The sequence below is a fragment of the Mycobacterium sp. 852002-51057_SCH5723018 genome (genome assembly GCF_001667035.1).
In the GTDB taxonomy this organism is placed as follows: domain Bacteria; phylum Actinomycetota; class Actinomycetes; order Mycobacteriales; family Mycobacteriaceae; genus Mycobacterium.
Genome location: NZ_LZIR01000073.1, coordinates 1 through 11,869, shown reverse-complemented (window position 1 = coordinate 11,869; position 11,869 = coordinate 1). Strand labels below are relative to the sequence as shown.

Here is an 11,869-nt window from a genome sequence, read left to right as displayed (position 1 = left end):
GTTACTCGTCAGTAGGACGGTGCTGCACCAAGGCTAACCGCTGCCGAGTCCCCGCGCCCCGCGTTGGACGGGCCGGTCAGTCCAGATCGTCGTGGGCCATCAGCCGGCGCGCGGCCTCGGTGATCGAACCGGACAACGACGGGTAAACGGCCAGCGTCTGCGCCAATTCGTTGACGGTGATGCGGTTGGTCACGGCCACGGCGATCGGCAGGATCAGCTCCGAGGCGATCGGCGCCACCACCACGCCGCCGATCACCACGCCGGTGGACTTGCGGCAGAAGACCTTGACGAAACCCTGCCGCAGCCCCGACATCTTGGCCCGCGCGTTGGTGCGCAGCGGCAGCATGATGGTCCGGGCCGGCACGGAACCGTCGTCGATCATCGATTGCGGCACCCCCACCGCGGCGATCTCGGGCCTGGTGAACACCGTCGACGCGACCGTGCGCAGCCGGATCGGGCTGACGCCCTCGCCCAGCGCGTGATACATCGCGATCCGGCCCTGCATGGCGGCGACCGACGCCAGCAGCAGCAGGCCGGTGCAGTCGCCCGCGGCGTAGATGCCCGGCACCGAGGTCCGCGACACCCGGTCCACGGTCAGGTAGTTGCCGGGCCCCAGCTCGATGCCGACGCGTTCCAGGCCCAGGCCGCCGGTGTTGGGCACCGATCCGATCGTCATCAGGGCGTGGCTGCCCTCGACGGCGCGGCCGTCGGTCATGGTGACCAGGACGCCGTCCTCGGTGCGGGTGACCGACTCCGCGCGGGCGTTCTTGACGAGCTGGACGCCGCGTTCGGCGAACGCCTCCTCCAGGACCAGCGCGGCGTCGGCGTCCTCGTAGGGCAGCACCCGGTCCCGGCTGGCCGCCACCGTCACCGGCACGCCGAGCTCGGTGTAGGCGTGGACGAACTCGGCGCCGGTGACGCCCGAGCCGACCACGATCAGGTGCTCGGGCAGCGCCTTGAGGTCGTAGAGCTGGCGCCAGGTCAGGATGCGCTCGCCGTCGGGCGGCGCCGACGGCAGGATCCGCGGGCTGGCGCCGGTGGCGATCAGGACGACGTCGGCCTCGTGCTCGGTGGCAACGGGGCCGTCGGGCCCCGGATCGGAATGGGTCGCCCTGATGCGGTGTGTGGCCAACCCGGGGCTGGGGTCGATCAGCTCGCCGCGACCCGCGACCACGTGCACGCCCATGGCGTGCAGCTGGGCGGCGATGTCGGCCGACTGCTCGGAGGCGAGCCGCTTGACCCGGGCATGGATCCGCGGCAGGGAGATCTTCGCGTCGTCGATGTCGATGTCGAAGCCCAGCCGCGGGGCCCGGCGCAACTCGGTGCGCAACCACGTCGAGGCGATGAACGTCTTGGACGGCACGCAGTCGTCCAGCACCGCCGCGCCGCCGACGCCCTCGGAGTCGATGACGGTGACCTCGGTTGGGTCGGCGCGCTCGGAAGACAACGTGGCGGCGACGAGCGCGGCTTCGTAACCGGCCGGCCCTCCGCCGAGGATCACGATGCGGGTCACCACACGCCCTAACCTAACTTGGGTCTGGCTGGCGCCGCAGTGCGGCGTGAGGTGCAAACCCTGCGAAACGCTCGGGTGAATACCGCGTGAGCGGGTGCCGTTTAAGCTTTCCCCGTGCCGATCTACGCCGCATACGGGTCGAACATGCATCCCGAGCAGATGCTGCAGCGCGCACCGCACTCGCCGATGGCCGGAACGGGCTGGCTGCACGGGTGGCGGTTGACGTTCGGCGGCGAGGACATCGGCTGGGAAGGGGCCCTGGCCACCATCGTCGAGGACCCGGACTCGAAGGTGTTCGTCGTCCTCTACGACATGACACCGGCCGACGAGAAGAACCTCGACCGCTGGGAGGGTTCCGAGTTCGGCGTCCACAAGAAGATCCGCTGCCGCGTGGAGCGCCTATCCTCCGACACCACCACCGATCCCGTGCTGGCGTGGCTGTATGTGCTGGACGCCTGGGAGGGCGGCTTGCCGTCGGCGCGGTACCTGGGCGTGATGGCCGACGCCGCCGAGATTGCCGGCGCGCCAGAGGATTACGTGCACGATCTGCGGACCCGCCCGGCCCGCAACATCGGCCCGGGGACCAGCGCCTAGGCCGTCTTGCCGCGAGCGTGCGTGTCTGTACGGCGACACGCCGTTGCGGCCGGCATTCTGCGCACCTTCACGCTGCCCGTCGTAGCTGCGTCTCGAGCCGGCGGACGAGTTCGCCGGGCCGATATCTGACATCTTCGGCAACAATGGGAACTATCGACCACCCCAGCGCTTGAAGTGCAGCAGAGCGTCGGCGGTCCCGTAGAAACGCTTCCGGGCCGGCATGCCAGTCGACACCGTCGTACTCGGCCGCGACGCGTGCTTCCGGCCAGGCGAAGTCGAGCCTCCAGGTGCGCCCCTGCAGGTCCACGACCTCGTACTGCAGGATCGGAGGCGGTAACCCGCCGTCGATCATGACCAGGCGGGCCTCGCTCTCCATCGGCGACTCGGCCAGCGCGGAGGCCCGGCCCGCCCCAGGCCAGGCACAATTCACCCTTCGCGAGCGTGCGCAGAATGCCAGCGGGAACCGGCGTGTCGCGCACAAACACGCACGGTCGCGCGTAGAGGGGGCTAGAACAAGGCCGCTTGCTCGACGATGTTGACCATCACGCGCAGCCCGATATCCAGGGCCCGCTCGTCGAGGTCGAAGTTCGGCTGGTGCAGGTCCAGCTGTGGCCCCTCCCCCGGCCAGACGCCCAGCCGCGCCATCGCGCCGGGAATCTCCTCGAGGTACCAGGAGAAATCCTCGCCACCACCCGACTGCCGGGTGTCGGCCAGCGCGTCGGGGCCGACGGCCTCGATGGCGTGGGTGAGGATGCGCGTCGAGATGTCCTCGTTGACCACCGGCGGTACCCCGCGCCGATATTGCAGCGTGTGTTCGATCGCCAGCGGCGACAGCAGCGCGGACACGGTCTCGCGGATGACCTCCTCGAGCGCGATCCACGTCTGGCGGCTCGCGGTGCGCACGGTGCCGGCCAGCACGCCGGTTTGCGGAATCGCGTTGGGGGCCACGCCGGCGTTGACCGCGCCCCACACCAACACCGTGCCGTTGCGCGGGTCCATGCGGCGCGACAGCACCCCCGGCAGCCCGGTGATCAGGGTGCCCAGGCCGTAGACCAGGTCGGCGGTCAGGTGCGGACGGGAGGTGTGCCCGCCCGGCGAATACAGCGTGATCTCCAGCTGGTCGGCGGCCGAGGTGATCGGGCCTTGCCGGACCGCGATCTTGCCGACCTCCAGCCGGGGATCGCAGTGCAGGGCGAAGATCCTCGACACCCCGCTCAGCGCCCCGGCGGCGATGGCGTCGATCGCCCCGCCGGGCATCAGCTCCTCGGCCGCCTGGAAGATCAGCCGCACCCCGACCGGCAGCTCCGGCACGGTGGCCAGCGCCAGCGCCGTGCCCAGCAGGATCGCGGTGTGGGCGTCGTGCCCGCAGGCGTGCGCGACGTTGGGCATGGTGGAGGCGTACGGGGCGCCGGTTCGCTCGGCCATGGGCAGCGCGTCCATGTCGGCCCGCAGCGCGATCCGCGGCTCGTGTTCGGGACCCATGTCGCAGACCAGCCCGGTTCCGCCGGGCAGCACCTTGGGGTTCAGGCCCGCGTCGGCCAACCGTTCGGCGACGAACTGGGTGGTGGCGTACTCCTGGCGGCCCAGCTCCGGGTAGCGGTGGATGTGCCTGCGCCACTCGACCAGATCGTCGTGGTGCGCGGCCAGCCACGACTCGGCGCTGTCGACGAGGCTCATGGGCGTGCCTCGCTGTGCCGGCGCTGCTGGGCGGCCACCACGCGGTCGCGTTGGCCGGGATCCTGCGCCAGCTGAACGACCGTGCGCGCCAACATGATTGCCCCGTCGACGACGGCGCGGTCGGCGCTGGGGCCGGCGGCGGCAGCGGCGAAGGCCCGCTGGTGCACGGTGGCACCGCCGGCGTCGACCGCGATCACCGGGTGAATCCCCGGCAGCACCTTCGTCACGTTGCCCATGTCGGTGCTGCCCATCGGAAGCCGCGTCTCGTATTCGGGCGCCAGCGGCTCGCGCCCGAGCCGGCGCATCTCGCCCCGGCAAATGTCGGCCAGCCAGGGGTCGGGGTGGAGTTCCGCGTACGGCGGCGCCGGCTGGTCGATTTCGTATTCGCAGCCGGTGGCCAACGCGCCCGCGGCAAAGCACGCGAACATCCTGCCCTCCAGCTCTCGCAGCGAATCCGAGTCGAGCGCCCGGATCGCATACTGCAACGCCGCGTGGCCGGGGATGACGTTGACGGCCTGCCCGCCGTTGGTGACGATGCCGTGTGTCATTTGCCCCGGCGCCAGTTGCTGCCGCAGCAACCCGATCGCCACCTGCGCGACGGTCACCGCGTCGGCGGCGTTGAGGCCCAGGTAGGGGGCGACGGCGGCGTGCGATTCCTTGCCGCGGTAGTTCACCACCACTTCCGACAATGCCAGCGAGCGCGCCCCGGCGATGTCGGCCGGCCCGGGATGCACCATCACCGCCATCGCGACGTCGTCGAACGCGCCGGCCTCCAGCAGCAGCGCCTTGCCCCCGCCGGCCTCCTCGGCGGGGGTTCCCAGCAGCGCGACGGTCAGCCCCAGCTCGTCGGCCACATCGGCGAGCGCCAGCGCGGTGCCCACAGCCGACGCGGCGATGATGTTGTGGCCGCAGGCGTGCCCGATCTCGGGCAGCGCGTCGTACTCGGCGCAGATCCCGACTACCAGCGGCCCGCTGCCGAAGTCGGCGCGGAACGCGGTGTCCAGGCCACCGGCCCGCGCGGTGACCTCGAATCCGCGCTCGGCCACCAGCGCCTGCGCCTTGGCGCAGCTGCGATGCTCCGCGAATGCCAGCTCGGGCTCGGCATGGATGGCATGGGACAACTCGACCAGGTCGGCGCCACGTCGCCGCACGACTTCCTCCACGTTGTCCAATGCGGTCGCTGCGGGCATTCTCGCAGTATCTCACCGCGCGGATTCGCCCATGCCACCCCAAGGGGCTGCGTCGGGATCGGCTGGAGAGTTGCGCAACATCCCGGCGACTTTCCGCCCCTAGCAGTCGTTAAGCTCGCGGAGTGTGAGCGAACCCGACGACCTCGCGCGGCAGGCGGCGCGGGCCATCGCCGAGCGCACCGGGGTCGACGCGCACGACGTCGTCATCGTCCTCGGGTCGGGGTGGTCGCCCGCGGTGGCGGCCCTGGGCTCCCCGACCGTCACGCTGCCCCAGGCCGAACTGCCCGGCTTCGCCCCGCCGACCGCCGTCGGGCACACCGGTGAGCTGTTGTCGATACGCATCGGCGAGCACCGGGTGCTGGTGCTGGTCGGCCGCGTGCACGCCTACGAGGGGCACGACCTGTGCCACGTGGTGCACCCGGTACGCGCGGCGTGCGCGGCCGGTGTGCGCACCGTCGTGCTGACCAACGCGGCGGGCGGGCTGCGGCCGGATATGACGGTCGGCCAGCCGGTGCTGATCAGCGACCACCTCAACCTCACCGCGCGGTCGCCGTTGGTCGGCGCGCAGTTCGTCGACCTGACCGACGCCTACTCGCCGCGGCTGCGCGAGCTCGCGCGCCAATCCGACCCGGAGCTCGCCGAAGGCGTCTACGCCGGCCTGCCCGGACCGCACTACGAGACGCCCGCGGAGGTCCGGATGCTGCGGATGCTGGGCGCAGACCTGGTGGGCATGTCGACGGTGCACGAGACGATCGCGGCCCGCGCGGCCGGCGCCGAGGTGCTGGGCGTTTCGCTGGTGACGAACCTGGCGGCCGGGATCACGGGACATCCGTTGAGCCACGCCGAGGTGCTCGCCGCGGGGGGCGCGTCGGCGGGCCGGATGGGTGCCCTGCTGGCCGGAATCATCGCCCGGCTCTAGCGACGTGACGCCCGAGGAGTGGATCGCCCACGATCCCGACGCCGACACGGCCGCCGAGCTCGCCGCGTGCAGTCCCGACGAGCTGGCGGCGCGGTTCGCCCGCCCTCTTACGTTCGGCACCGCGGGGCTGCGCGGCCCGGTGCGCGGCGGCCCGGACGCGATGAACGTCGCGGTGGTGTCGCGCGCGACGTGGGCGGTGGCCCGGGTGCTGCGGGACCGTGGCCTGGCCGGTTCGCGGGTGATCGTGGGGCGCGACGCCCGGCACGGCTCGGCCGTATTCGCCACCGTGGCCGCCGAAGTGCTTGCGGCCGAAGGGTTTTCGGTGCTGCTGCTGCCCGGCGCGATGCCCACACCGGTGGTGGCGTTCGCGGTGCGCCACACCGGCGCGGCCGCCGGCATACAGATCACGGCCTCCCACAACCCGCCCGCCGACAACGGCTACAAGGTCTATCTCGACGGCGGCATCCAGATCGTCTCCCCTACCGACCGCCACATCGAGGCCGCGATGGCCGAGGCACCGCCGGCCGACGAGATCGCTCGCAAGCCCGTCGCACCCGCCGACACGGATCTGGTCGAGCGCTATATCGGGCGCGCCGCGGCGGTGCGCCGCTCCGCGGGGTCGGTGCGGGTGGTGCTGACACCGCTGCACGGGGTGGGCGGCGCGGTCGCCGTCGACGTGCTGCAACAGGCCGGCTTCCGCGAAGTGCACACCGTCGGGGCCCAGTTCGCGCCCGACCCCGACTTCCCCACCGTGCCGTTCCCGAACCCCGAGGAGCCCGGCGCCGCCGACGCATTGCTGGTGCTTGCCGCGGACGTCTCGGCCGATGTCGCGATCGCCCTGGACCCCGACGCGGACCGATGCGCGGTCGGCATACCCACCACGTCGGGATGGCGGATGCTGTCCGGCGACGAAACCGGTTGGCTGCTCGGCGATTACATCCTGTCCCGGGAGCCGTCGCCCGAAACCGCCGTGGTGGCCAGCACGGTGGTGTCGTCGCGGATGCTGGCCGCGATCGCCGCGCGCTACGGCGCGACCCACGTGGAGACCCGCACCGGCTTCAAGTGGCTGGCGCGCGCGGACTCGGAGGTGCCCGGCGGCACGCTGGTGTACGCCTACGAGGAAGCGATCGGGCACTGCGTGGACCCCGACGCCGTGCGCGACAAGGACGGCATCAGTGCCGCGGTGCTGATGTGTGACCTTGTCGCGACGCTCAAGGCGCAGGATCGATCGGTGCCCGACGCGCTGGACGACCTCGCCCGGCGCCACGGCGTGCACGACGTCGCGGCGGTGTCGCGCCGCGTCGCCGACGCCGGCGAGGCCGCCGAACTGATGCGCCGGCTGCGGGCCGACCCGCCGAGTCGGCTGGCCGGATTCGACACCACCGTCACCGACATCGGCGACGCGCTGATCTTCAGCGCCGGCGACGGCCGGGCGTCGGCGCGGGTGGTGGTGCGGCCCTCCGGGACGGAGCCGAAGTTGAAGTGCTACTTGGAGATTCGTTGCGCGCCGACCGGGGATTTGCGCGATGCCCGGGAACGGGCCGGCGCGCTGCGCGACGAGTTGCTCGCCGAAGTGCGCGGCTGGTGAGCAGGTCCAGGTCTGATTGCCCGGTTTCTCCTCGCGCCACTGCGCGGCGCGCATCGTCACCGGGCCAGCGCGGCCAGCTAACGCGGCCCGAACTGACGGTCACCGGCATCGCCGAGACCCGGCACGATGTAGGCGATCTCGTTGAGCCCGTCGTCGATGGCGACGGTGAAAAGTCGCGCGTCGGGTGCCGTTTTCTCAAGTGCGGCAATGCCTTCCGGTGCGGCAACCGCACACAACGCGGTGATGTCGCGGGCGCCGCGGCGGTGCAGCAGGTCGATGGTGTGCGTCATCGACCCGCCAGTGGCCAGCATGGGATCCAGAATCATCACCGGCTGGTCGCTCAGGTCGTCGGGCAGCGACTCGAGATATCCGGCGGGCCGGTGGGTTTCCTCGTCGCGGGCAACGCCGACGAATCCCACTTGGGCCTGCGGCAACAGCGAAAGCGCCTGGTCCACCATGCCCAGCCCGGCGCGCAGCACCGGCACCAGCAGGGGCGGGTGGGCGATCCGCACCCCGAGCGTCTCGGTCAGCGGCGTGCGGATCGCGAAGGTCTCGCGGGCGGCGTTGCGGATCGCCTCGTACACCAGCATCGCGGTCACGTCACGCAACGCCGCGCGAAAGCCGGCGTTGTCGGTGCGCTCGTCGCGCATCGTCGTTAGCCGGGCCAGCGCCAGCGGGTGATCAACGACGCGCACCTCCACGGGGTTTGACCCTATATAACAATCGGGACTTCATTTGGTTAATGTCGCGCTGACACGCTCGCGTCGGCGCCGCCGCCGTGCCGATCCGCCCATATGCTGCCCGCGTGCGGCGTCGAAGAGGGTTGCTAGACAGGGCATATCGAGGTCTCCGGCTGATCGGGGCGGCCGCGCTGGCGGGGCTGGTCGCCACCCCCCTGGCGCCCCGGGTGGAGCTGGCCGCGGCCGCGCTACCCCGGCCCGCGCACGTCGTGATCGTGATCGAAGAGAACCGGTCCGAGGGCCACATCATCGGCAACAAGTCGACGCCCTTCATCAACGCGCTGGCCGCGGGCGGCGCAAACATGGCCCAGTCGTTCGCCGAGACGCATCCCAGCGAACCGAATTACCTGGCCCTGTTCGCCGGCAGCACGCTGGGGGTCACCAAGGACGCCTGCCCGGTCGACGGTGGCGCCACCCCGAACCTGGCCTCCGAATTGCTGGCCGCCGGCTACACGTTCGCCGGCTACGCCGAGGGCCTGCCCGCGGTCGGCTCGCCGGTCTGCAGCGCGGGCAAGTACGCGCGCAAGCACGTGCCCTGGGCCAACTTCACCAACGTCCCGCCGGCCAACTCGCTGCCGTTCTCGGCTTTCCCGATGGGCAACTACGCCAGCCTGCCCACGGTGTCGTTCGTCATCCCCAACAACGACGACAACATGCACGACGGCTCGATCGCGCAGGGCGACGCCTGGCTGAGCCGCGAGTTGTCGGGGTACGCCAACTGGGCGGTCGCCAACGACAGCCTGCTCATCGTGACCTGGGACGAGGACGACGGCGGCCCGCGCAACCAGATCCCGACGGTGATCTACGGCGGGCACGTGCAGCCCGGGACCTACAACGAGCAGATCAACCACTACAGCGTGCTTTCCACGCTGGAGCAGATGTACGGGCTACCGAAGACGGGCTACGCGGCCGGTGCCGCGCCGATCGCCACCATCTGGGCCGCCTGACGGGTTGGCCGGGCCGGGCGCCTTCCCCGCCCGTCGCTATTGTGTGCCGCATGGCTGCTGACCTCGTGCCCATCCGCCTGAGCCTGTCCGCCGGTGACCGCTACACCGTGTGGGCACCCCGCTGGCGTGATGCCGGCGACGAATGGGAGGCGTTCCTGGGCAAGGACGAGGACCTGTACGCGTTCGAGGCCGTGGCGGACCTGGTCGCGTTCGTGCGGTCCGATGCCGACAACGACCTCGTCGACCACCCGGGGTGGAAGGACCTCACCTCGGCGCACGCGCACCGATTCGAACCCGCCGAGGACAGGCAGTTCGACCTGGTGGCGGTCGAGGAGCTGGTGGCCGAGAAGCCGACCGAGGAATCGGTGGCCGCGCTGGCCGGTGCGCTGGCGATCGTGTCGTCCGTTGGATCGGTGTGCGAGCTGGCGGCGGTGTCGAAGTTCTTCAACGGCAACCCGAACCTGGGCACGGTCGCCGGCGGCATCGACCACTTCACCGGCAAGGCGGGCCAGAAGCGCTGGAACGCGATCGCCGAGGTGATCGGCCGAAGCTGGGACGACGTGCTCAGCGCGATCGAAGACATCATCAGCACCCCGGAGGTCGACGAAAAGCTGTCGGCCACGGCCGCCGAGGAGCTCGACGGGGAGCCCGAAGAGGACGAGCAACCGGCCGACGAGGACGCCGTCGAGGAATCCTCGGAGGAATCCGAAGAGGACGAAACCGAGGACGCCGAGGACGCTGACGCCGCCGAAGGCTCCGAAGAAGAGGAGGTGGACCCCGCCCCCGACGACATGGTCGTGCTGGGCGGCGACGAGGACTTCTGGCTTCAGGTGGGCATCGACCCGATTCGGATCATGACGAGTTCGGGCACGTTCTACACGCTGCGCTGCTACCTGGACGATCGCCCAATCTTCCTGGGCCGCAACGGGCGGATCAGCGTGTTCAGTTCGGAGCGGGCGCTGGCGCGCTACCTGGCCGACGAGCACGACCACGACTTGGCCGATTTGAGCACCTACGACGACATCCGCACCGCGGCCACCGACGGCTCCCTGTCGGTCGAGGTCACCGACGACAACATCTACGTGCTCAGCGGGCTGGCCGACGACTTCGCCGACGGGCCCGACGCGGTGGATCGCGACCAACTCGACCTGGCCGTCGAGCTGCTCCGCGACATCGGGGACTACTCCGAGGAGAGCACCGTCGACAAGGCGCTCGACACGGGACGGCCGCTGGGCAAGCTGGTGGCCTACGCGCTGGAGCCCGACTCGATCGCCAAGCCCACGCCCCCGTACGCCGCGGCGGTCCGGGAGTGGGAAAGGTTGGAGCAGTTCGTCGACGGGCGGCTCCGGCGCGAGTAGCCGCCGCGCGTTTGACGGTCTTTCAAGACTCCTCTTTACTGGCGGGCAGCATCAAGGGCTGGACGGGAAGGTGAGGTCTGTGTCGCTTCCCGGCATCGGCCCGCTCCCCCTGTACGGCTTCCAGCGCCCGGGCTTGCTGTTGTTCGGCCTGATCCCGGTGGCCCTGCTCGCGGTCTACGTCCTGGTGCAGGCCCGGCGCCGGCGCCGCCTGCACCGCTACACCGACTCGGTGGTGCCGCAGTCGTTGTGGCGGCATGTCCCGATCGCGGTCTCGCTGCTGTCGCTGATCCTGTTGACCATCGCCCTGGCCACCCCGACGCACGACATGCGCATCCCGCGCAACCGGGCCTGCGTGGTGCTGGTCATCGACATGTCGAACTCCATGCGGGCCACCGATGTCGAGCCCAACCGGCTCAAAGCGGCCGAGCAGGCGGCCAGCCAGTTCGCCAGCCAGCTGACGCCCGGCATCAACCTCGGGCTGGTCGGGTTCGCCGGGACGCCCTACCTGCTGGTGCCACCGACGCCGCAGCACCAGGCGACGCTGGAAGCGCTCAAGAAACTGGAGTTCGGCGACGGCACGGCCACCGGTGAGGCCATCTTCACCGCCCTGCACGCGGTCAGCGCCACGGCCGTCGCCGGGGGCGACACCCCGCCGCCCGCCCGCATAGTGCTTTTGTCCGACGGCGGCGAAAACGTGCCGCTCGACCCCAACGCGCCGCAGGGCGCGTTCACCGCTGCCCGGGCCGCCAAGGCCGAGGAGGTGCAGATCTCGACGATCTCCTTCGGCACGCCCTACGGCACCGTCGAGTACGAGGGCGCCACCATTCCGGTGCCCGTCGACGACCAGACGCTGCAGGAAATCACCAAGATCACCGACGGCCAGGCGTTTCACGCTGACAGCCTGGAGTCGCTCGAGGGCGTCTATTCCACGCTGCAGCGCCAGATCGGCTACGAGACCGTGAAGGGCGACGCCAGCCTCGCCTGGATGCTGCTGGGCGCGGTGCTGCTGGCCGGCGCCGTCCTGGCCGGTGAGTTCCTGAACCGCAGGCTGCCCGCCTGAGCGTTCAGGTCGGCAGGCGCCGGTTGATCAGCAGGGCCAGCGCCGCGGCGATCAGGGCGGCGACGACGCCCAGGCGCAGCCAGCCGGCGCTGCCGGGACCGGGCACCGTGCGATACCCGATGTCGTTCTCTATGGCGTTGTAGCTCTTGTTGAGCTCGCTGAGGTTCGTGGCGGTGTAGGACTGCCCGCCCGACAGCCGCGCGATCGTCTTCATCTGGTCCGTCGAGACGGGGACGGCGACCCGCTGCCCGTTCATCTCGATCTCGCCGCCCTTGGTGCCGAA

The 11,869-nt window shown here is 70.8% G+C and carries 11 protein-coding genes and 1 pseudogene; 6 read left to right on the top strand and 6 right to left on the bottom strand.

Going from position 1 to position 11,869, the window contains the following annotated elements; translation table 11 throughout:
- Nucleotides 1-76: 76 nt before the first annotated feature.
- Entirely contained in the window at nt 77-1,516 is a 1,440-nt protein-coding gene (locus A5764_RS14835) for an NAD(P)H-quinone dehydrogenase (RefSeq protein ID WP_067114269.1), read from the bottom strand.
- 111 nt (nt 1,517-1,627) lie between these two features.
- Here A5764_RS14835 and A5764_RS14830 point away from each other — a divergent pair, with 111 nt between their 5' ends.
- Nucleotides 1,628-2,107, top strand: a complete 480-nt coding sequence (locus tag A5764_RS14830) for a gamma-glutamylcyclotransferase (protein WP_067114268.1) — start codon at nt 1,628-1,630, stop codon at nt 2,105-2,107.
- 67 nt (nt 2,108-2,174) lie between these two features.
- Here the strand turns inward: A5764_RS14830 and A5764_RS14825 are convergent, their stop codons facing one another.
- The 3 genes from A5764_RS14825 to A5764_RS14815 all read right to left on the bottom strand — a co-directional run bounded on the left by A5764_RS14825 (nt 2,175) and on the right by A5764_RS14815 (nt 4,974).
- On the bottom strand, nt 2,175-2,537 hold the full coding sequence (locus A5764_RS14825) for an endonuclease domain-containing protein (protein WP_369807325.1): 363 nt from the start codon (nt 2,535-2,537) through the stop codon (nt 2,175-2,177).
- 77 nt (nt 2,538-2,614) lie between these two features.
- Nucleotides 2,615-3,784, bottom strand: coding sequence for a M20 family metallopeptidase (locus tag A5764_RS14820; protein ID WP_067114267.1), 1,170 nt, complete (start codon nt 3,782-3,784; stop codon nt 2,615-2,617).
- Nucleotides 3,781-4,974, bottom strand: a complete 1,194-nt coding sequence (locus A5764_RS14815; protein WP_067114266.1) for a M20 family metallopeptidase — start codon at nt 4,972-4,974, stop codon at nt 3,781-3,783. Before A5764_RS14815 ends, A5764_RS14820 begins: the two co-directional genes overlap by 4 nt.
- A 124-nt stretch (nt 4,975-5,098) precedes the next feature.
- Here A5764_RS14815 and A5764_RS14810 point away from each other — a divergent pair, with 124 nt between their 5' ends.
- Entirely contained in the window at nt 5,099-5,893 is a 795-nt protein-coding gene (locus A5764_RS14810) for a purine-nucleoside phosphorylase (protein WP_067114265.1), read from the top strand.
- 4 nt (nt 5,894-5,897) lie between these two features.
- Complete coding sequence (locus A5764_RS14805) at nt 5,898-7,481, top strand: phospho-sugar mutase (RefSeq protein ID WP_067114264.1); 1,584 nt, start codon at nt 5,898-5,900, stop codon at nt 7,479-7,481.
- 77 nt (nt 7,482-7,558) lie between these two features.
- Here the strand turns inward: A5764_RS14805 and upp are convergent, their stop codons facing one another.
- Nucleotides 7,559-8,182 carry a uracil phosphoribosyltransferase gene (gene upp, locus A5764_RS14800; RefSeq protein ID WP_067114263.1) on the bottom strand — a complete coding sequence of 208 codons (624 nt, stop codon included), beginning with the start codon at nt 8,180-8,182 and terminating at the stop codon, nt 7,559-7,561.
- 152 nt (nt 8,183-8,334) lie between these two features.
- On the opposite strand from upp, the gene A5764_RS14795 reads away from it, so the two are divergent.
- The 3 genes from A5764_RS14795 to A5764_RS14785 all read left to right on the top strand — a co-directional run bounded on the left by A5764_RS14795 (nt 8,335) and on the right by A5764_RS14785 (nt 11,586).
- Nucleotides 8,335-9,168, top strand: coding sequence for an alkaline phosphatase family protein (locus A5764_RS14795; protein ID WP_369807326.1), 834 nt, complete (start codon nt 8,335-8,337; stop codon nt 9,166-9,168).
- A gap of 50 nt (nt 9,169-9,218) precedes the next feature.
- Complete coding sequence (locus tag A5764_RS14790; protein WP_067114261.1) at nt 9,219-10,526, top strand: primosomal protein; 1,308 nt, start codon at nt 9,219-9,221, stop codon at nt 10,524-10,526.
- A 79-nt stretch (nt 10,527-10,605) separates the two neighbouring features.
- Nucleotides 10,606-11,586 carry a VWA domain-containing protein gene (locus A5764_RS14785; protein ID WP_067114260.1) on the top strand — a complete coding sequence of 327 codons (981 nt, stop codon included), beginning with the start codon at nt 10,606-10,608 and terminating at the stop codon, nt 11,584-11,586.
- Between the two features lie 4 nt (nt 11,587-11,590).
- Here the strand turns inward: A5764_RS14785 and A5764_RS14780 are convergent.
- Nucleotides 11,591-11,869: pseudogene (locus A5764_RS14780) on the bottom strand (hypothetical protein); the annotation flags it as partial.